Genomic DNA, 18,904 nt, shown 5'->3' with positions numbered 1-18,904 from the left:
GATTCGCATTGGGCGTCTGCTTTGTCACGTATATAATTGCCGAAATAGGAAAGGGGAACCCCATGAGCGGGTTCGAAGTGATCGAGAGCAAGAACGGCCTGATCAAGGCCTGGACCCGAGGGGTTCCCATTGAGGAGTCCGCCCTCAAGCAGCTGCGCAATGTCGCCAGCCTGCCCTTCATCCACAGCCACGTCGCGGTCATGCCCGATGTGCACTGGGGCATGGGGGCGACTGTCGGCTCGGTCATCGCCACCTCCGGCGCCATCATTCCGGCGGCGGTGGGGGTCGATATCGGCTGCGGCATGATGGCTGTGCGGACCTCGATCCGCGCCGAGCATCTGCCCGACAACCTGGCGGGAATCCGTTCGGCCATCGAGGCCGCAGTGCCGCACGGCCGGACCGACAACGGCGGGCGCAACGACAAGGGCGCGCACGCCGACGAGCCGCCGGCCATCGCCATCGCCAAGTGGGCGGAGCTGGAAGCCGGTTACCAGGCGGTTGTGGACAGGCACGCCAAGGCGGCGCACCCGCGCGGCCTGGGGCACCTCGGCACGCTGGGAACCGGCAACCACTTCATCGAGCTCTGCCTCGATGAGGCTGGCGACGTATGGGTCATGCTGCACTCCGGGTCTCGAGGTGTCGGCAACCGGTTCGGAACCTACTTCATCGAACGGGCCAAGGCCGACATGCGGCGGTGGTTCATCAACCTGCCGGACGCCGACCTGGCCTACTTCCCGGAAGGGTCGGAAGGCTTCGTCGACTACATCCGGGCGGTCAGCTGGGCGCAGAAGTACGCCAAGGCCAACCGCGAGGTGATGATGGCGCGCGTGCTCGAAGTGCTCCGGGAAACCTTCCCGGACCTGGCGACGACGGAAGAGGCGGTGAACTGCCACCACAACTACGTCACCAGCGAGAAGCACTTCGGCAAGCAGGTCTTCGTGACCCGCAAGGGCGCGGTGAAGGCAGGCGAGGGCGATCTCGGCATCATCCCCGGCTCGATGGGCGCCCGGTCGTTCATCGTGCGCGGGAAGGGGAACCGGGACTCGTTCTGCACCTGCTCGCACGGCGCCGGCCGGGCCATGAGCCGGACCGAAGCCAAGCGCCGGTTCACGGTGGACGACCACATCGCGGCGACCCAAGGCGTCGAGTGCCGGAAGGACGCCGAGGTGATCGACGAAACGCCGATGGCCTACAAGGACATCGACGCGGTCATGGCCGCCCAAGCCGACCTGGTGGAGATCGTCCACACCCTGCGCCAGGTGGTGTGCGTCAAAGGCTGAGATGGGGCGGGCGGAGCACAGGCGCCGCCCGCCTTTCTGATAAGCGCGCGACGAGTCCGAAAATCGCTGGCCTTCCGTGGGGCCGATGTCAGACAAGCAGCTTAACAACAAGCACGGGAGGCCCGTCCGGCCATGGCGATTTCACTCTATGACGTCAGCGTCACTTCATTCCTGCAGTCGCTGAACGGCGTCGCGAGCTTCTTGGATCGGGGCCTGTCGCACTTCACCGACAACAACGTCGACCCCAACTCCATCGTCGACATCCGCCTCTTCCCCGACATGCTGCCCTTCTGGTTCCAGATCTCCTCGGTGGTCCACCACTCCGCCGAAGCCATCGACGGCGTGCGCGCCGGGACCTTCTCGCCGGGCGGCGCGGCCCCGCCGCTCAGCTACGCCGACCTGCAGAAGCTGGTGGCCGACGCCATCACCTCGCTGAAGGCCCTGGATCCGGCCGAGGTCAACGGCTTCGAGGGCCGCGACATGGCCTTCGTCATGGGCGAGCGGAAAATCCCCTTCACGGCTGAGGGCTTCCTGATGTCCTTCTCCCTGCCCAACCTGCATTTCCACGCCACCACCGCCTACGACATCCTCAGGATGCAGGGCGTGCCGCTGGGCAAGCGCGACTACCTGGGCGGCCTGCGCCTCAAGGCGTGAGCGGCTTGCCCTGACGGCCCAGAGCGTCATGCTGGCGCCATGCACGCAGACCGGGATCGTATCGCCGCCAACCTCGCGGCCTTCCCGCGCATCGCCCTGGAGACGGGCGAGCGCCGGCGGGCGGCTGTGGCCATCGTGCTGTCGGGCAGGGACGGTGAACTCACCTATCTGTTGACCCGCCGCGCCCTGACCATGCGTCGGGGCGCGGGCAACTACGCCCTGCCGGGCGGTAACCTGGAGCCCGGCGAGGACGCGGTCACCGCCGCCATCCGCGAGACCTCCGAGGAACTGGGCGTCGCCATCACCCCGGGCGAGGTGTTGGGGATGCTGGACGATTTCGAGACCCTGGGCGGCCATGTGGTGACCCCTGTGGTGTTCTGGTCCGACGAGGCGTTGATCTTGAACCCCGATCCCACCGAGGTGGACCGCGCCTGGTTCGAGCCTGTGGCCCGCCTCGATCATCCCGGCTCCCCGATGAGTGAGGAGAACCCGAGCGGCGGCGAGCCGATCCAGCGGATGTTCGCCGACGACAACTGGATAAATCCGCCCACCGCCGCCTGGCTCTACCAATTCCGCGAGGTCGGGCTGCACGGTCGCCACATCCGCGTCAGCATGATCGGCCAACCGGAGTGGACGGCGCGCTAGCTGGCCTTAGAGTAGGCGGTATAGAATTTTCAGAGCGGCGAGAGACCGCACAGGAGAGGGAGCCAATGGCCACCAAGACATTTCCCGTGGAAGCGAGCCACATTCTCATGTTCGCCAGATCGGTCGGCGACGACAACCGCGTCTATTCCGACGCCGACTACGCCAAGGGCACCGAGGCCGGCGGCATCCTCGCCCCGCCGACCTTCGCCCAGGCAAGCGCCCAGTTCGATCCCGACTACGGCCTGCGGCCCAAGATCGGCCAGCCTTGGTTCGGCTCAGGCAAGAACGCCACCGGCATCACCCGCGCCCCCGGTGGCGGCGGTGGTGGGGGCGGCGGCCTGCACGCCGAGCAGCACTTCGAGTACCACCGCCCGATGCGGGCCGGCGACGTGCTCACCGCCACCACGACGCCCGGCAAGACCTGGGAGAAGGAAGGCAAGCGTTCCGGCAAGCTGGTCTTCTCCGAGAGCGTCACCGAGTACCGCGACCAGAAGGGCGAACTGGTGATCACCGCCCGCGGCGTCGGTGTGCGCACCGAACGTCCCGTCGAACAACCCGCTGAGAAGGCGTAAGAACATGGCGCTCAGCGCGAAATCACTGAAGGTGGGCGACGCCCACACCGCTCGTCTGGTGGAAGACCTGAAACGCACCCAGATCGTCCAGTACGCGGGGGCCTCGGGTGACTACAACCCGCTGCACACCGACGAGATCTTCACCACCCAGGTGGCCGGCTACCCGTCAGTCTTCGCCCACGGCATGCTGACCATGGGCATGACCGGCAAGATGCTCACCGACTACGTGGGCGATGCGCGGCTGACCAAGTACGGCGTGCGCTTCACCAGCCAGGTCTGGCCCGGTGACACCCTGGAGGCCACCGCCACCCTTAAGGCGATCAGCGAAAAGGACGGCGCCAAGATCGCCGAGTTCGACGTCAAGACCACCAACCAGGCCGGCGTCGAAGTGCTCAGCGGCTACGCCGAGGCCCGCCTCGACGACTAGCGGACAAGAGGCGGAGACCGGCTGCCGGTCTCCGCCGAAGCCTTAGACCAGCCGCTTGCCGGCGTCGTCGATGACGCCGCCCAGGTCGCGGCCGTCATTGGCCAGGATCATCTCGTTGTGGGCCTTGCCCGACGGGATCATCGGGAAGCAGTTCTCTTCCTTGGTGACCCGGCAGTCGAACAGCACGGGCTTGCGAACCGAGATCATCTCCAGGATCTTGTCGTCCAGCTCACCTGGCGTCTCGGCCCGGATGCCGACCCCGCCGAAAGCCTCGGCCATCTTCACGAAGTCGGGCAGGCTGGCCGAATAGGAGTGGCTGTAGCGCTCCCCGTGCAGCAGCTGCTGCCATTGGCGGACCATCCCCATCCACTCGTTGTTGAGGATGAAAATCTTGATCGGCAGGTCGTACTGAATGGCCGTGGCGATCTCCTGCATGGTCATCTGCACGCTGGCGTCGCCGGCGATGTCGATGACCAGGCTGTCGGGATGGGCCATCTGCACGCCCACGGCGGCCGGCAGGCCGTAGCCCATGGTCCCCAGGCCGCCGGAGGTCATCCAGCGGTTGGGCTGCTCGAAGTGGTAGTACTGAGCCGCCCACATCTGGTGCTGGCCGACCTCGGTGGTGATGTAGGTGTCGCGGTCCTTGGTCAGCTCGTACAGCCGCTCGACGGCGTACTGCGGCTTGATCAGCTTTGAGTCGGGCGAATAGGCGAAGCCCTTGCGCGCGCGCCACTGGTCGATCTGGCTCCACCAGTCCTTCAGGGCCGCCGGGTCGGTGGCCATCTTGCGGCCCTTCCAGGCGGCGATCAGGTCCTCGAGCACCGAGCCCGCGTCCCCGACGATGCCGATGTCGGCCTTGACGTTCTTGGAGATCGACGAGGCGTCGATGTCGATGTGGATCTTCTTGGAGCCCGGCGAGAAGGCGTCCAGCCGGCCGGTGACCCGGTCATCGAAGCGCGCGCCGATGCAGACCATCACGTCGCAATCGTGCATGGCGTGGTTGGCCTCATAGGCGCCGTGCATGCCCAGCATCCCCAGCCACTGGGGATCGGAGGCCGGGAAGGCGCCCAGGCCCATCAGGGTGGAGGTCACCGGCGCGCCGGTCAGCTTGGCGAAGTCGCGCAGCAGCTGGGCGGCCTTGGGCCCGGCATTGATGACGCCGCCGCCGGTGTAGAGGATCGGCTTGCGAGCCCCGGCGATCAGGGCCGCGGCCTCGGCCACCTTGCCGGCGTCGCCCTTGGTGCGGGGATTGTACTCGTGGCTGTGCTTGACCGCCTTGGGGCCGTGATAGGCGCCCTTGGAGAACTGCACGTCCTTGGGAATGTCGATGACCACCGGGCCGGGGCGCCCCGACGTCGCGATGTGGAAGGCCTCGTGCATGATGCGCGGCAGGTCCTCGACCGACTTCACCAGATAGTTCTGCTTGGTGATCGGCCGGGTGATGCCCACCGTGTCGCATTCCTGGAAGGCGTCGGTGCCGATCAGGTGGGTGGCGACCTGGCCGGTGATGACCACCATCGGGATGGAGTCCATCAGGGCGTCGACGATGCCGGTGACCGCATTGGTGGCGCCGGGGCCTGAGGTCACCAGGACCACGCCGCATTTGCCGGTGGACCGCGCATAGCCCTCGGCGGCGTGGGTCGCGCCCTGCTCGTGGCGGACCAGGACGTGCTGCAGGCGCTTTTCCTCAAACAGCGCGTCATAGATCGGCAAGACCGCCCCGCCCGGATAGCCGAACAGCACCTCGACGCCCTGGTCGATCAGGGCGCGCACGACGATCTCGGCGCCGGTCAGGGTTTCGGTGTCAGCTTCGATGGTGGTCTGGTGGGCGGTCATTTCGGGGGGCGCCTAGTGTGGGGCAATAAAAAAGGCCCTCTGGGGGCCCGATGCAAGCGACCTTGGACAGACTGACGTGATCGTCAGTCCGCGACAGGTCGCCGTACAAGTACAAGAATCTCGCGCACGAGCATTCTCCAGAAACCAAGGTCCTTGCTGATGCCATGCCCCCGTCAGGGCGTCAACCCGGGGGTCAGCGCAAGAAACTGCCTCCACTGGTCTTCAGGGTCCAAGGCGGTGATCCGTGGCCATTGCGCCATTTGCCCGCGCTGCCAGGTGGATTGGCGCTTGGCGTAGCGACGGGTCTCCTGCTGCGCGGCGGTGAGCGCCTGGGCCGGGGTGAGTTCCCCCTTGAGCTGGGCGGCCAGTTCGCGGACCCCCACCGCCTTCATGATCGGCAGGGCGGGGTCGAGGTCGCGCGCCATCAGCTCGGCCACCTCCTCCAGGGCGCCGGCCGCCAGCATCATCGCCATCCGCGCGTCACAGCGGTCGTACAGCCGCTTCCGGTCGGGCTCCAACGCGACCATTGAATAGCTGCCGGCGGGGAGGACTGGATCGGTGCGGCCCTGCCAGTCGGTGAGCGAGACGCCGCTGGCGGCGAACACCTCCCAGGCCCGCGCCAGCCGCTGCCGGTCGCCAGGACTGATCCGCGCGGCGGCGGCCGGATCGGCCTGCGCCAGCCTGCGGCGGAAGGCGACCTCGCCCAGGGCGTCATAGTCGGCGGCGACCTGGTCGCGCACCTCCGGCGGGGTCGGCGGGATCTTCGCCAGGCCGTGGGTCAGGGCGCGGAAATAGAGCCCGGTGCCGCCTACAACCACCACCGACCGCCCCCGACCGGTGATCTCCGTGATCTCCTGGGCCGCCGCCCGCGACCACGTCCCCACCGACCAGCCGTCGGCCCCGTCGACCGTGCCCACCAGGTGGTGCGGGACCCAGGCCTCCTCCTCGCGGGAGGGCCGGGCGGTCACCACGCGCAGGTCGCGATAGATCTGCAGGGCGTCGGCGCCGACGATCTCGGCCCCGATCTTCTGGGCCAGACGCAGGGCCAGGGCCGACTTGCCGCTTGCGGTGGGCCCGGCGATCAGCCAGATGCGGGGCTCCATGCAGCTCGCCCTTACCCTCGTCAGTCCCACGCCAGATGCGGCCCAGGCCGCCATCGGCCCGATCACCACAGCGCTCGCAGGCGCCCGCGCCCGCGTCAAGGAGCCCCGCGTCCTGGGCCCCGGCGCCTTCGACCTCGCCGTTGAGGCCGAGGCCATCGCCCCGGTCCGCATCGCCGTCGCCAACGCCCTTGAGGGCCTGCCCATCGACGCCTGTGTTCAGCACTGGAACGGCCGCCGCAAACGCCTGCTGATCGCCGACATGGACTCCACCATCATCGGCTGCGAGTGCATCGATGAACTGGCCGATTTCGCCGGCGTGAAGGACAAGGTCTCGGAGATCACCGAGCGCGCCATGCGCGGGGAACTGGACTTCGAATCCGCCCTGCGCGAGCGGGTGGCCATGCTGAAGGGCCTCTCCGTCGACGTCCTGCAGCGCTGCTACGACGAGCGGGTGAAGCTCAATCCCGGCGCCCGGACCCTGGTCCGCACCATGACCGCCAACGGCGCGGGCGCCTTCCTGGTCTCCGGCGGCTTCACCTTTTTCACCGCCCGGGTGGCGGAGGCCGCCGGCTTCCAGGCCAACCGCGCCAACACCCTGATCGAGGCCGCGGGCCTGCTCACCGGCGAGGTCGGCGCTCCCATCCTCGGCCGCGAGGCCAAGCTGGCGGCCCTGCGCGAGGAGACCGCCGCGGCGGGCTTCACGCCCACCGAGGCGCTGGCCGTCGGCGACGGGGCCAATGACCTGGCCATGATCGATGAGGCGGGCCTCGGCGTGGCCTACCGCGCCAAGCCCATCGTCGCCGCCGAGGCCGACGCCAAGGTGGACTTCGCCGACCTGACGGCCCTGCTCTACTTCCAGGGCTATACGGCGGCCGACTTCGTTACAGACTGACGCCATCCTTGATTGGGCGGGCCTGGGCGAACCGCGCTATGGCCAAGCCATGAGTTTGCCCCGCATCCCCAAGGCCGTCGTCTTCGACATGGACGGCCTGCTCTGCGACACCGAGGTCGTCTACCGCGACGCCATGTTCGCCACCGCGGCCGAGCACGGCCACGACATGCCGCTCTCGCTGTTCAAGTCCATGATCGGCCTGCCAGGCCCCATGAGCGATCGCCAGGTGCTCAACCACTTCGGCGAGGACTTCCCCATCGCCGCCTTCAACGCCCGAGTGATGGTCCACGTCGATGCGGCGTGCGAGGCCGGCATCGCCCTGAAGGCCGGTGTTGTCGAACTGCTCGACCTCCTCGACGCCCTGGACCTGCCCCGCGCCATCGCCACCTCCTCCAGCCACCGCGCCGTGGAGGCCCATCTGGGCAAGTCGGGGATCATCCCGCGCTTCCACGCGGTGGTGGCCCGCGGCGACTACGTCAACGGCAAGCCCAACCCCGACCCCTTCCTCAAGGCCGCCGAGCGCCTTGGCATCGCCCCGGAGTTCTGCCTGGCCCTGGAAGATAGCCACAACGGCGTCCGCGCCGGCTCGTCCGCCGGCATGATGACCATCATGGTTCCAGACCTGCTGGACGCCACCGAGGAGATGGACGGACTCTGCGTCCGCATCGCCCGCGACCTGCACGAGGTGCGGGGGCTGCTTGGTTTAAATCCTCCCCCAGGCGCGTAGCGCCGAGGTGGGGGAGGTGGACCGGCGCGTAGCGGCGGGACGGAGGGGGATCGCCGTAGGCGACAACATCGACCCCAAAACAAGAGTCAATGTCCCCCTCAGTCAGCTTTGCTGACAGCTCCCCCAGGAGGGGAGCATCTAGGCACGCCTACTTCGCGTTCGGGCCGCGCTCGAAGTACTTGAAGAAGGCGCTGTCGGGCGACAGCACCATCGTCGTGTCGCCCTGGCCGAGCGAGGCCTCGTAGGCCGACATCGAGCGATAGAAGGCCGCGAAGCTCGGATCGCGCCCGAAGCTCTGGGCGAAGATCCGGGTGCGTTGGGCGTCGCCCTCACCTCGGGTGGTCTCGGCCTCCTCGGTGGCGGTGGCCAGCGTAATGGCCACTTCCTTGTCGGCGCCGGCGATGATCTCGCGCTTCTTCTGTTCGCCCTCGGCCCGCTTCTGGGCGGCCTCCTGCTGACGGCTGGTCTGCATCCGGCGATAGACCGCCGCCTGGTTGGCGGCCGGCAGGTCGGCGCGCTTGATCCGCACGTCGATGATCTCGATCCCCAGGCGCGAAGAGGCGGCGCGCTTGGCGACGTCCACCTTGGTCTGAGCCATCAGGGCCCCGCGTCGGCCCGAGATGATGTCGCTGGAATTGGCCGAGCCGAGAATCTGGCGAAGCGAAGAGTTCAACAGCCGCTCAATGCGGTCGTTGGCCGTCCGTTCGTCACGCAGGGTCCGGTAGTACTGCAACGGGTTGGAGATGCGGTAGCGGACGAAGGCGTCCACCACCAGGCGCTCCTGGTCGGCGGCGATGACCTCTTCCTTGTCGGCCTCGAGCTTCAGGTTGCGCTTGTCCAGCTTGATGACGTTCTCGAGGAAGGGCGCCTTGATCTTCAGGCCCGGCGCGTTCTCGCCCGGCGCATTGATCACGCGGACGGGTTCGCCGAAGCGGACCACGATGGCCTGCTGGCGCTGCTCGACGATGAAGAGAGTGTTGAACAGGACGATCAGGACGCCAAACGCGATGACGCCCCAGGTGGTGAGGCTACGGTTCATCGCGGGGCTCCCGGGCTGGGCGTGACGGTCGCGCCGCCCTCGGCTTGAGGTTCGATACGGGCGGCTGGCGTCCTGGCGCGGAAGACATCCGGCGGCAGGATGATGGGGGCGCTGGCGCCCTTGCCATCGATAACCACCTTGTTGGACCGCGACAGCACCCGCTGCATGGTCTCGATGTAGAGGCGGTCGCGGGTCACGCCCGGCGCACGCTTGTACTCGGTCAGAATCTGGCTGAAGCGTGAGGCCTCACCGATGGCTTCCCGAACCGATTGCTCGCGATAGCCCTGGGCGGACTGGGTCAGCTTGGCTGCGTCACCCTTGGCTTCGTTGATCACGCGGTTGCGGTAGGAGTTGGCCTGGTTCACGGCGCTTTCGGCGTCCTGGCCGGCGTTGGCCACTTCACGGAAGGCGGCGACGACTTCCTGCGGCGGGTTGGCGCTGCGAATCTGCACCTCGACGATGCTGACGCCGGCGCCCCAACCGTCCAGGGTCTTCTGCATGAGCTCGGCGGACTGGATCTGCACCGCGCCCCGGCCGCGCGTCAGGATGGCTTCCAGGCTGGTTTTGCCGACGATCTCGCGCATGGCGCTCTCAGCCACAGCTTTGACGGCGTCTTCCTGGTCGCGGACCGTGAAGACGTACTTGGACGCGTCGGCCACGCGCCAGGTGACACTGAAGTCCAGGTTCACGATGTTCTCGTCGCCGGTCAGCATCAGGCTTTCTTCCGGCACGTCGACGCCGGCGGCGCCCCCGACATCAATCCGGTTCAGGCTGGTGACAGCCACCTTCTCGACCTGCTCGATGGGCGCGGGCAGGTGATAGCGCAGGCCCGGCGATTCAGAGCGTGAATAGGCGCCGAAGGTGGTGACCACCGCCTGCTCGTTGGGCTGGACGATGTAGAGGCCCGAGAGCGCCCAAAGCGCGAAGCCAGCGCCCGCCGCGGCGGCGATCGCGCCAGGTCGGATACGGTCGCCAGGTCCACCGCCGCCGCCGAACAGGCCGCGCAATTGCGCCAGCAGCCGGTCCAGGATCGCGGAGATGTCGGGGCCGCCAGGGCCGCCGCTGCCGGGTCCGCCGGGACGGCGAGGACCGCCGCGTTGCGGGCCGGTGCTCTTGGGGGGCTGCTTGTCGCCGCCCTCACCAGAAGGAGGAGTCCCCCAGGGGCCGGGGTTGGCATTGTCGTTCCAGGGCATATTCGCGTCGTCTGCTTCTTTGTCTCGGCGCGGCAGCGAAGGGCTGCCTGTCGTCGGGCTTGTAAACCGGCGCTGTCAGCCGGATATGAGGCGCGCAAGCCCGCAAAGCAAGACACACGGGTGTCATGAACGCCGAAACCGCCCCCGAACGCGCTGTTATCCTGGCCGCCCTCGACAGGGTCCTGGACCCCAAGACCGGCAAGGGGCTGGTCTCGGCCCGGCTGGTTCACGGCCTGTCCCTGGCGCCCGGCCGCGCCGGTTTCGTGCTGGAGGTGGCGGCCAGGGATATCCCGCTCTATGAGCCGACCCGGGCCGAGGCCGAGCGCGCCCTCATGCACGTCGACGGCGTCGCCGAGGCCAGGGTGATGTTGACCGTCGAGGCGGATCAGCCGCCGCCGCCACCACCCGGTGTGACCCGCGTGGTCAAGGGCGCCCGCGTGACGCAAGACCCCACCGCCGCCCCCAAGCCGCCGGTTGACGCTCAGCGTCCCGATCACGTCCGCCGCGTCATCGCCGTCGCCAGCGGCAAGGGCGGGGTGGGCAAGTCCACCATCTCGGTGAACCTGGCGGCCGCCTTCGCCGCCATGGGCCTGCGCGTCGGCCTGCTGGACGCCGACATCTATGGTCCGTCGGCCCCGCGCATGCTGGGCGTCGACGGCGACCCGGGCTTTGGCCCTGACAAGAAGCTGATCCCGCTGGAAGCCTGGGGGATGAAGGTGATGTCCATCGGCTTCCTGGTGGACGAGGCCGCGCCGATGATCTGGCGCGGGCCCATGGCCTCGTCGGCCGTGCGCCAGATGGCCAACGATGTGGCCTGGGGCACGGAGGCCGAGCCCCTCGACATTCTCGTCGTCGACATGCCGCCGGGCACCGGGGACATCCAGCTGACCCTGGTTCAGAAGATCAAGCTGGACGGGGTGGTCATCGTCTCGACGCCGCAGGAGATCGCCCTGATCGACGCGCGCCGGGCCGTGGCCATGTTCCAGAAGACCGACACCCCGATCCTGGGGTTCGTGGAGAACATGTCCTACTTCCCCGATCCGGCCACCGGCGCCCGCATCCCGATCTTCGGCGAGGGCGGCGGCAAGGCGGAGGCTGCGAAACTGGGCCTGCCGCTTTTGGGGGAGATCCCGTTGGATCAGGCCCTGCGCCAAGCCTGCGACGACGGCAGGCCGGTGACCGCGGCGGCTCCTGCGAGCCCCGCGGCCAACGTCTTCAATCAGATCGCCAAGGCGCTGCTCTAACTCCATGACGATAGAGCGCGTCGGACGGGTTGACCGGCCTCCACTTGACCCTGACGCGCTCTAGCGGTCCTACGCCTTGGTGTCGGGCAGGTTGATGCCTGAGGTGGTGGCCAGAACATCGGCCTCGGCGGCGAGCGCGTCACGGATGTCGAGCTGCCGGCGAACCTCGCCGTGGCGGTTGGCGTCCAGCTTCCAGCCGATGAAGGAGGCCCCTCCGAAGAACACCAGGATGATGGGCGCGAAGACGTAGCAGAGCTCCAGGCCGCGGATGGCCTCAGGGGTGTTCACGGCGCCCTCGGCGGCGTTGTAGCCCACCATGCCGAGCACGGTGAAGCTGACGCCGACGGTGATCGCCGAGCCGATTTTCTGGGTGGTGGTGACCAAGGCATAGAGCAGGCCGGCTCGCTCCTCGCCGGTCTCCAGCCTCACCTCGTCGGCCACGTCGGCGACCATGGCGCGCACGATCAGCACGAAGGCCGAGGAGACGAAGCCCACGGCGAACATGGCCGGGATGGCCAGGGCCATGGTGGCGGGCGGAATGATCATCAGCATCGACTGGGTGATGGCGTAGCAGACCGAGGTCAGCATCAGGGTCCGGTGCTTGCCCATCCTTTGCGCCAGCCAGCTCCAGAACATCGCGCCGGCCAGGCCCGCGGCGATGTAGAAGATCAGCAGGAACGAGGTCTGGGCCGTCGTGTAGCCCCGGGCGTCGTGGAAGAAGAACAGGTAGAGCGCCGCAGTGGTGCCGGGACCGAGCGCCATCACGAAGTCGGCGAAGATCAGCCGGACCATCTCGGGACGGGAGATCAGCTTCCAATAGTCGGAGAAGCTCGCGTGCACGCCCGAGGTCTTGGGGGCGACACGCTCGGGGCTGATCCAGACGCAAAGCAGCACGGTGATCGGCAGCAGCGCGATACAGAACCAGCCCATCGCGTGGACGCTCTCGGCGAAGCTCCCCTTCACCGACAGTTGCACCACCAGGATCAGGACGGCGCCGAGGACACCCACGGCGCTGATCACGCCATACACGCGCGATCGGTCGTTATAGTCGGTGGCGAGCGCCGCGCCCCAGGCCGCCTGGGCCAGGGTGACGATGGAGATCCCCAGATACAGCACCAGCAGCCAGCCGATGACGTAGCCCTCGCTGACCCCCGTATCGGCCATGAACAGCATGTAGACCGCCGCCATCACCAGCGGCGCCCCGACGACCAGCCAGGGACGATAGCGGCCCCAACGCGACTTGGTCCGGTCCATGGCCATGCCCAGCAGGGGGTCCACGGCCAGGTCGATCAGACGCACGATGGTGATCGCCGCGCCCACCGCGACCATGGAGAGGCCCAGGTGCCCGGCGAAGAAACGGGGCAGGAAGACCGCCATCACCAGCCCGATGGCGGCGACAGGCAGAGCCGTCGAGGCGAATGAGAGGGTGACCGGCAGCGATAGCCGCGGGCTTGGGGGCGAAACCGCCATGAAGGACCTCCTAATGGTGTGGCGCTGAAACGCGCCTGTTTTGAAAATTCAGAGTGCGCCTGGAGGGCGCGGAAAAGATCTCAAGTCCTGGGTTCGACCACCACGTTGCCGGGCTCGGCCGCCACGCTCTCGATGATCGCGGCCTCGTCATAGAGGGCGTCGCGTTCCTCAAGCTTGCGCCGGACCTCGGCGTGATTCTTGGCGTCCAGCTTGTAGCCGATGAAGCACGCGCCCCCCAGCATGACGAAGACGATGGGGCCGATCAGATAGGCCAGCTCCAGATTGTGGATCGCCTCGGCGGTGTTGGCGGCGCCCTCCTTGGCGTTGTAGCCGACGCGGGCCAGGACGGTGAACGTCAGGAAGATCGAGAACGCCCCGGCCACCTTTCCGGTCAGGACGGTCAGGGCGTAGATCAGGCCGATCCGCTCCTTGCCGCCGTCCAGCCGCACTTCGTCGCCGATGTCGGCGGTGATCGCCCGGGTCATGACCCCGAAGCCCGCGGCCAGGAAGCCGGCCATGAACATCGCCGGCAGGGCCAGCATCATGCTGCCCTTGGGCAGGAAGCCCACCAGCATCAGCATCAGCGAATAGCCGGTGGTGGCGACCATCACGGCCCGGTGTTTGCTGATCTTGTTCGCCAGCCAGCTGATCGCCGGGGCGCCCGCGAAGCCCGCCAGGATGTAGACCAGCAACAGGATATTGGCCTGCGAGGTGGAGAAGCCCCGGGCGTCCTTGAAATAGAACAGGTAGAGCGCGGCCATCCAGCCCGGACCCAGCGACAGGCACAGGTCGGCCAGCAGGATGCGGATCATGTTGGGCCGCGAAATCAGCGCCCAGTAGTCGTGCAGGTTGAAGTGCTTGGCGCCCACGTCGACGGTGATCTTCTCCGGCGTGCGCCACACCACCAGGGCGACGGCCACCGGGGTCAGGGCGATGATGAACCAGCCCATGGCCTGGACGCCCTGGGCGTCGCTCAGACCCTGCTGTTCCAGCAGGATGGGGATCACCAGCACCAGGACCGCGCCCAGCACCCCCACCGCGGTCATCACCGCGAAGATGCGCGAACGCTCATGATAGTTGGTGGCCAGCGTCGCGGCCCACGCCGAGTGCGAGAGGCCCAGGATCGAGGTGCCCAGGTACATGACCAGCAGCCAGCCCCCGAGATAGAGCTGACCTGAACCCTCGGGCGCCTGGAACAGCATGATCAGGGCGATCATCAGGATCGGCGCGCCGATCACCGTCCAGATCCGATAGCGGCCCCAGCGTGTCCGCGTGCGGTCCATGATCATGCCCAGGGCCGGGTCGAGGGGAATGTCGATGGCGCGGACCAGGGCGAAGACGGCGCCCACCACCGCCAGCTCGACGCCGATGTGGCTGGCGAAGTAGCGGGGAAGATAGACCGATATGGCGATGGCCAGGGCCGAGAGCGGCAGGCTGGTTCCGGCGAAGGCCAGTATGGTCCCGAGCGACAGGCGTCCCGACGGGATCGCCGTGGTGGCTTTGGTCAAGTCTCGCATCCTCCGCGCACACCCAGCACACACGGTCGGAGGCTTGAGTCAGTGGCTTAGGTTACGCGCGATCACCTTGGCGGAAGCAAGCGGTTTCGCAGGCCCGGACGCGACAGAATCGCCCCGGGCCGCGTGGTCGGTGTCAGCGGGCTCCGGGGGGCGTGGGGATGGAGGCCTCGCCCGTCACGCTTTCGACGATCGGCGCCTCGTCATAGAGCGCGTCCCGGGCGTCCAGCTCGCGCCGGATTTCGCCGTGACGCTCGGCCCCCAGCTTGTAGCCGATCATACAGGCGCCCCCCAGCATCACGAACACCACCGGCCCGATCAGGTAGGCCAGTTCCAGATTGTGGATCGCCTCCGGAGTGTTCTTCGCCCCGTCGGCGGCGAGGTATCCCACCTTGGAGAGCACCCAGAAGGTCAGGCCGATGGAGAAGGCCCCGGCGATCTTCGTCGTCATGACGGTGATGGCGTAGAGCAGGCCAGAGCGCTCCTTGCCCTGTTCCAGGCGCACCTCGTCGGCGACGTCGGCGGTCATCGCCCGGGTCAGCACGTTGAAGCCCGCAGCCATGAAGCCGGCCATGAACATCGGGATCGCCCCGATCAGCATGTTGCCCTTGGGAATGGCCATCAGCGAGATCAGCACCAGGGAATAGACGGTGGTCGCCACCATCACCGCGCGGTGCTTGGAGATCTTGGTGGCCAGCCGGCCCATCAAGGGCGCGCCGGCGAAGCCCGCCAGGATGTAGATCGCCAGCAGGATGCTGGCCTGGCCGGTAGTGAACCCGCGGCTGTCGGTGAAGAAGAACAGGTAGAGCGCGCTCATCCAGCCCGGGCCGAGGGACAGGCAGAGGTCGGCCAGCAGGATCCGCAGGAAGGAGGGGCGGGTGATCAGGGCGCCGTAGTCGCGCAGGCGGAAGGCGTGGCCCGGGACTTCCGGCGCGATCTTCTCGGGCGTGCGCCAGACCACCAGGGCCGCGGCGATCGGGGTCAGGACGAAGATGAACCAGCCCATGGTGGCGATATTGCCGGCGTCCGAGGCGCCGCGCGCCTCGTTGATGATCGGGATGGCCAGGATCGAGGCCGCCCCCAGCACGCCGATGCCGGTCATGATTCCGAACAGTCGCGAGCGGTCATCATAGTGGGGGGCCAGCGTCGCGGCCCAGGCGGCGTGCGACAGGGCCAGGATCGAATTGCCCAGGTACATGACCAGCAGGCAGACAATCAGATAGGTCCGTCCCACGCCCTCGGGGGGCATGAACAGGAAGTAGATCCCGGCCATCAGCACCGGCCCGCCCAGGATCGTCCAGAGCCGGTAGCGGCCCCAGCGCGTGCGGGTCTTGTCCATGGTCCAGCCCAACAGGCCGTCCACGGGGATGTCGATCATGCGCACGATGAAGAAGGCCGCCCCCACCAGGGCCAGGTCGATGCCCAGATGGCTCGCATAGTGGCGCGGCAGATAGACCGAGATTGCGATGGCGACCGCCGAGATCGGCAGGCTGGTGGCCGCGAAGGCCAGGGCCGTGGACAGCGGAAGCCGTCGGGCTCGCACCGCCGAAGAGTCGCTCATGAAGATCCCTGCTCCAGATAGGTCACGCCTCTCGCGGGCGGTGTTGCGCTTCAGGTTTCGCTCGATAGTCGGGGGGCGGGCAAGTGAATTCAGCGCAACAAAAAAGGGCGGCCCTCGCGGCGCCGCCCCTTCTGTCGAACCGATGAGGCGTGAGCCTAGCCGCCCTGCATCTTGCGGAAGAACTTCCCGCTCTGCTCGCCGCCGTTCAGATAGGCCTGCTGGCCCGCCGGATCGGAGATCTTGGACCAGTTGTCGCGGACCTCTTCCACCGACAGGCCGCCCTCGCCGAGGTACACACCCTCGGTCTCATAGAGACGGGTCAGGGCGAAGGCGCCGGCGCCGGCGGTCAGGATCGCGCCGGTAGGGGCTTCCTCGGAGGCCAGATAGACGACGCCGGGGGTCACGTATTCCGGCTTCAGCTTTTCCAGGATGGCGGGGGGCATCAGGTTCTCGGTCATGCGCGTGGCGGCGACCGGGCTGATGGCGTTGATGTGGATGTTGTTCTTCTGGCCCTCCAGGCGGATCGTGTTCATGAACCCGATGATGCCCAGCTTGGCGGCGCCGTAGTTGGACTGGCCGAAGTTGCCGTACATGCCCGACGACGAGGTGGTCACCACGATGCGGCCGTAGTTCTGCTCGCGCATGATTTCCCAGACGGCCTTGGTCGGCTTGACCGTGCCCATCAGGTGGACGTTCAGCACCAGCTCGAAGTCTTCCATCGTCATCTTGGCGAAGCTCTTGTCGCGCAGGATGCCGGCGTTGGCGATCAGCACGTCGATGCGGCCCCATTGGTCCATGGTCTGCTTGACCATGTGGGCGACGCCGGCGTCGTCGGTGACCGAGGAGCCGTTGGAGATGGCTTCACCGCCCAGGGCCTTGATCTCTTCGACCACGGCGTCGGCCGCCGAGGACGAGCCGCCCGAACCGTCCATCGAGCCGCCCAGGTCGTTGACCACAACCTTGGCCCCGCGACGCGCCAGTTCCAGAGCGTGCTGCTTGCCCAGGCCGCCGCCCGCGCCGGTGACGATCGCAACTTTGCCGTCGAAGCGGATGTCCGCCATGGAAGTCTCTCCATAAAGAGGGTCAGAATTTCGCGCGGTTTGTGCGGCGCGGGAGAAGGCAGGTCAAGCACTCGCCATGTTCGCCGCGCTGCCTTAATCTCAGTCCATGGCCACCTCGACCCGTACATCCAGGATCATCCGGGCCGCCCCGGAGGCGCTCTACGACGCCTGGATGGACCCGGACATCCTCGTCCAGTGGTTGCCCCCCGCCGAGATGACCGGCCAGCTCCATGCCTTCGAGGGCCGGGTCGGCGGCGGCTACGACATGTCGCTGTTCTACCCGGAGACCGAACAGGCCCATCCCGGCAAGACGTCCGACAAGGAGGATCGCGTCCACGTCCGCTTCCTCGAACTCACCCCGCCGCGCCGCATCCTCCAGGCGGTGACCTTCGACACGCAGGACCCGAGCCTCAAGGGAGAGATGACGATGGAGATCTCCTTTGAGCCCACCTCCGGCGGGACCGACGTCACAATTCTGGCCGCCAACATCCCGCCCGGCATCCGTCCGGCGGACAACGACGAGGGTTCCCGCCTGTCCTTGGAGCAGCTCGCGCAGCGGTTCGAATAGGCCGCGCTTCGACGCTAGTTCCTGCGCCGCAGCACGAAGACTCCCCAGCCCAGGTAGCGGCGGCCGAACGTCAGGTGTGATCGCCGGCCCTTGTCGAGGAAGTCGCGCATGCCCGGCGCCTCCGGGTCGCCGGGATGGTCGCGCAGCCACTGGTCGACGGTCCGCCACTGGCCGGAGACGTAGCGGTCCCAACTGTCGCCGTCGGCCAGCACCATCTCCACCAGCTCCATCCCCGCGGCCTCGAACCGGTCGAGCGTGCCGGCCAGGGTGGCGGCTTGGGTCAAGCCCACGCCCACCGCCTCCGCCACCTGCGCGGATGGCGTCTCGATCCAGTAGACCTCGCCGATCAGCATCAGGCCGCTGGGCTTCAAGGCCGGTGCGATCAAGGCGATGGTCCCCTCGGTTCCGCCGCCGATCCAGGTCGCGCCGACGCAGGAGACGACGTCATAGGCGCCGGGCTCCACCGCGAGTTCCGGCCCGAACAGGTCGCGCGCGTCGCCTCGATGGAAGCCCACCTGGTCCGTCACGCCGAGTTCCGCCGCGCGCAGGACGGCGGCCTCCAGGAACACGTGACTGATGTCGATCCCCATTCCGAGGGTCTGATAGGCCGCGCTCCAACGCGACAGCATTTCGCCCTTGCCGCAACACAGGTCCAGGTGCCGGTCTCCCGGCGCCAGGCGGCAGATCCGTCCCAACAGGTCCAGCTTCTCATCGGTCAGCGGATTGAGAATCCGATGCCCGGCTTCGGCGATCTCGTGCTGGCGCAGGCTCATCGGCGTCCTCCCAAACGACGCTGTCATCCTGGGTCGCGGACCCGCCGACGCAAAGGACTTTCAGGCGTCCTAGGCTCGACGTCCTCAGGCCGGGTGTGGGGGCATCGGCGGGCCGTGAGGTGAATCCACCCTGGACGTGCGCGGCCGAAACGCCAGGATGCTTAACGGTTCCTTGGCGTGCTCACCCCAGAGTTGGCGCCAGTTGTTGAGTACCGGGAATTCGGCATGACCAAGAGCGCCAGCCACAGCCGACACGTCTACACGGCCGTGATCCTTTGCCTCTGCTACGTGATCAACCTGTGGCTGACCAATGTGCTGCGCCAGCAGGCCGGCGGCATCGACACG

Annotated in this window: 18 protein-coding genes; 9 read left to right on the top strand and 9 right to left on the bottom strand. The window is 67.5% G+C overall.

Features of this window, described 5'->3' with window-relative positions; translation table 11 throughout:
• Positions 1-62 precede the first annotated feature (62 nt).
• The 5 genes from AAC997_RS21030 (at position 63) to AAC997_RS21010 (ending at position 3,578) form a co-directional block, all read left to right on the top strand.
• Entirely contained in the window at positions 63-1,280 is a 1,218-nt protein-coding gene (locus tag AAC997_RS21030) for an RtcB family protein (protein WP_340647665.1), read from the top strand.
• A 132-nt stretch (positions 1,281-1,412) separates the two neighbouring features.
• Entirely contained in the window at positions 1,413-1,934 is a 522-nt protein-coding gene (locus AAC997_RS21025) for a DUF1993 domain-containing protein (RefSeq protein WP_340647664.1), read from the top strand.
• Between the two features lie 39 nt (positions 1,935-1,973).
• Positions 1,974-2,579 (top strand): CoA pyrophosphatase, encoded by a 606-nt coding sequence (locus tag AAC997_RS21020; protein WP_340647663.1) that lies wholly within the window; start codon positions 1,974-1,976, stop codon positions 2,577-2,579.
• A gap of 65 nt (positions 2,580-2,644) precedes the next feature.
• Positions 2,645-3,151: a MaoC family dehydratase N-terminal domain-containing protein gene (locus AAC997_RS21015; protein ID WP_340647662.1), complete on the top strand. Its 507-nt coding sequence runs from the start codon at positions 2,645-2,647 to the stop codon at positions 3,149-3,151.
• 4 nt (positions 3,152-3,155) lie between these two features.
• On the top strand, positions 3,156-3,578 hold the full coding sequence (locus AAC997_RS21010) for a MaoC/PaaZ C-terminal domain-containing protein (RefSeq protein WP_305338173.1): 423 nt from the start codon (positions 3,156-3,158) through the stop codon (positions 3,576-3,578).
• A gap of 42 nt (positions 3,579-3,620) precedes the next feature.
• On the opposite strand, the gene AAC997_RS21005 is transcribed toward AAC997_RS21010, so the two are convergent.
• Positions 3,621-5,414, bottom strand: a complete 1,794-nt coding sequence (locus AAC997_RS21005) for an acetolactate synthase 3 large subunit (protein ID WP_340647661.1) — start codon at positions 5,412-5,414, stop codon at positions 3,621-3,623.
• A gap of 173 nt (positions 5,415-5,587) precedes the next feature.
• Complete coding sequence (miaA, locus tag AAC997_RS21000; RefSeq protein WP_340647660.1) at positions 5,588-6,571, bottom strand: tRNA (adenosine(37)-N6)-dimethylallyltransferase MiaA; 984 nt, start codon at positions 6,569-6,571, stop codon at positions 5,588-5,590.
• On the opposite strand from miaA, the gene serB reads away from it, so the two are divergent.
• Both serB and AAC997_RS20990 read left to right on the top strand, forming a co-directional pair.
• Entirely contained in the window at positions 6,516-7,409 is an 894-nt protein-coding gene (gene serB / locus AAC997_RS20995; protein WP_340647659.1) for a phosphoserine phosphatase SerB, read from the top strand. The genes miaA and serB overlap by 56 nt on opposite strands.
• A gap of 49 nt (positions 7,410-7,458) precedes the next feature.
• Positions 7,459-8,136, top strand: a complete 678-nt coding sequence (locus AAC997_RS20990; protein WP_340647658.1) for an HAD family phosphatase — start codon at positions 7,459-7,461, stop codon at positions 8,134-8,136.
• 148 nt (positions 8,137-8,284) lie between these two features.
• Here the strand turns inward: AAC997_RS20990 and AAC997_RS20985 are convergent, their stop codons facing one another.
• Positions 8,285-9,175, bottom strand: coding sequence for a protease modulator HflC (locus tag AAC997_RS20985; protein WP_340647657.1), 891 nt, complete (start codon positions 9,173-9,175; stop codon positions 8,285-8,287).
• The gene (gene hflK / locus AAC997_RS20980) at positions 9,172-10,368 is read right to left on the bottom strand and encodes an FtsH protease activity modulator HflK (protein WP_340647656.1); all 1,197 of its coding nucleotides are present in this window, start codon (positions 10,366-10,368) and stop codon (positions 9,172-9,174) included. The genes AAC997_RS20985 and hflK overlap by 4 nt, the downstream gene beginning before the upstream one ends.
• A gap of 125 nt (positions 10,369-10,493) precedes the next feature.
• On the opposite strand from hflK, the gene AAC997_RS20975 reads away from it, so the two are divergent.
• A complete protein-coding gene (locus AAC997_RS20975; RefSeq protein WP_340647655.1) occupies positions 10,494-11,612 on the top strand; it encodes an Mrp/NBP35 family ATP-binding protein in 1,119 nt (372 codons plus the stop codon).
• A gap of 69 nt (positions 11,613-11,681) precedes the next feature.
• Here the strand turns inward: AAC997_RS20975 and AAC997_RS20970 are convergent, their stop codons facing one another.
• From AAC997_RS20970 to AAC997_RS20955, 4 genes are all read right to left on the bottom strand, one after another.
• The gene (locus AAC997_RS20970) at positions 11,682-13,082 is read right to left on the bottom strand and encodes an MFS transporter (RefSeq protein ID WP_340647654.1); all 1,401 of its coding nucleotides are present in this window, start codon (positions 13,080-13,082) and stop codon (positions 11,682-11,684) included.
• Between the two features lie 80 nt (positions 13,083-13,162).
• Positions 13,163-14,590 (bottom strand): MFS transporter, encoded by a 1,428-nt coding sequence (locus AAC997_RS20965; protein ID WP_340647653.1) that lies wholly within the window; start codon positions 14,588-14,590, stop codon positions 13,163-13,165.
• Between the two features lie 142 nt (positions 14,591-14,732).
• Positions 14,733-16,157: an MFS transporter gene (locus tag AAC997_RS20960; RefSeq protein ID WP_340647652.1), complete on the bottom strand. Its 1,425-nt coding sequence runs from the start codon at positions 16,155-16,157 to the stop codon at positions 14,733-14,735.
• Positions 16,158-16,312: 155 nt separating this feature from the next.
• On the bottom strand, positions 16,313-17,218 hold the full coding sequence (locus tag AAC997_RS20955; RefSeq protein ID WP_340647651.1) for an SDR family NAD(P)-dependent oxidoreductase: 906 nt from the start codon (positions 17,216-17,218) through the stop codon (positions 16,313-16,315).
• A gap of 106 nt (positions 17,219-17,324) precedes the next feature.
• Between AAC997_RS20955 and AAC997_RS20950 the strand changes: the two genes are divergently transcribed.
• Positions 17,325-17,786 (top strand): SRPBCC domain-containing protein, encoded by a 462-nt coding sequence (locus AAC997_RS20950; RefSeq protein WP_340647650.1) that lies wholly within the window; start codon positions 17,325-17,327, stop codon positions 17,784-17,786.
• A 14-nt stretch (positions 17,787-17,800) separates the two neighbouring features.
• Here AAC997_RS20950 and AAC997_RS20945 read toward each other — a convergent pair whose 3' ends face one another.
• Positions 17,801-18,559 carry a class I SAM-dependent methyltransferase gene (locus AAC997_RS20945; protein ID WP_340647649.1) on the bottom strand — a complete coding sequence of 253 codons (759 nt, stop codon included), beginning with the start codon at positions 18,557-18,559 and terminating at the stop codon, positions 17,801-17,803.
• Positions 18,560-18,904: the final 345 nt, after the last annotated feature.

It is taken from the genome of Phenylobacterium sp., from assembly GCF_037968635.1.
In the GTDB taxonomy this organism is placed as follows: domain Bacteria; phylum Pseudomonadota; class Alphaproteobacteria; order Caulobacterales; family Caulobacteraceae; genus Phenylobacterium.
This window is presented reverse-complemented; position numbering and strand designations above follow the sequence as displayed.

Excerpts from the sequence above, each read along its gene's own strand:
- AAC997_RS20985 (WP_340647657.1), bottom strand. The coding sequence starts at position 9,175 with ATGAACCGTAGCCTCACCACCTGGGGCGTCATCGCGTTTGGCGTCCTG.
- hflK (WP_340647656.1), bottom strand. The coding sequence starts at position 10,368 with ATGCCCTGGAACGACAATGCCAACCCCGGCCCCTGGGGGACTCCTCCT.
- AAC997_RS21020 (WP_340647663.1), top strand. The coding sequence starts at position 1,974 with ATGCACGCAGACCGGGATCGTATCGCCGCCAACCTCGCGGCCTTCCCG.
- miaA (WP_340647660.1), bottom strand. The coding sequence starts at position 6,571 with ATGGCGGCCTGGGCCGCATCTGGCGTGGGACTGACGAGGGTAAGGGCG.
- serB (WP_340647659.1), top strand. The coding sequence starts at position 6,516 with ATGCAGCTCGCCCTTACCCTCGTCAGTCCCACGCCAGATGCGGCCCAG.
- AAC997_RS21025 (WP_340647664.1), top strand. The coding sequence starts at position 1,413 with ATGGCGATTTCACTCTATGACGTCAGCGTCACTTCATTCCTGCAGTCG.
- AAC997_RS21005 (WP_340647661.1), bottom strand. The coding sequence starts at position 5,414 with ATGACCGCCCACCAGACCACCATCGAAGCTGACACCGAAACCCTGACC.
- AAC997_RS21010 (WP_305338173.1), top strand. The coding sequence starts at position 3,156 with ATGGCGCTCAGCGCGAAATCACTGAAGGTGGGCGACGCCCACACCGCT.
- AAC997_RS21030 (WP_340647665.1), top strand. The coding sequence starts at position 63 with ATGAGCGGGTTCGAAGTGATCGAGAGCAAGAACGGCCTGATCAAGGCC.
- AAC997_RS20945 (WP_340647649.1), bottom strand. The coding sequence starts at position 18,559 with ATGAGCCTGCGCCAGCACGAGATCGCCGAAGCCGGGCATCGGATTCTC.
- AAC997_RS20950 (WP_340647650.1), top strand. The coding sequence starts at position 17,325 with ATGGCCACCTCGACCCGTACATCCAGGATCATCCGGGCCGCCCCGGAG.
- AAC997_RS20955 (WP_340647651.1), bottom strand. The coding sequence starts at position 17,218 with ATGGCGGACATCCGCTTCGACGGCAAAGTTGCGATCGTCACCGGCGCG.
- AAC997_RS20960 (WP_340647652.1), bottom strand. The coding sequence starts at position 16,157 with ATGAGCGACTCTTCGGCGGTGCGAGCCCGACGGCTTCCGCTGTCCACG.
- AAC997_RS20975 (WP_340647655.1), top strand. The coding sequence starts at position 10,494 with ATGAACGCCGAAACCGCCCCCGAACGCGCTGTTATCCTGGCCGCCCTC.
- AAC997_RS20990 (WP_340647658.1), top strand. The coding sequence starts at position 7,459 with ATGAGTTTGCCCCGCATCCCCAAGGCCGTCGTCTTCGACATGGACGGC.
- AAC997_RS21015 (WP_340647662.1), top strand. The coding sequence starts at position 2,645 with ATGGCCACCAAGACATTTCCCGTGGAAGCGAGCCACATTCTCATGTTC.
- AAC997_RS20970 (WP_340647654.1), bottom strand. The coding sequence starts at position 13,082 with ATGGCGGTTTCGCCCCCAAGCCCGCGGCTATCGCTGCCGGTCACCCTC.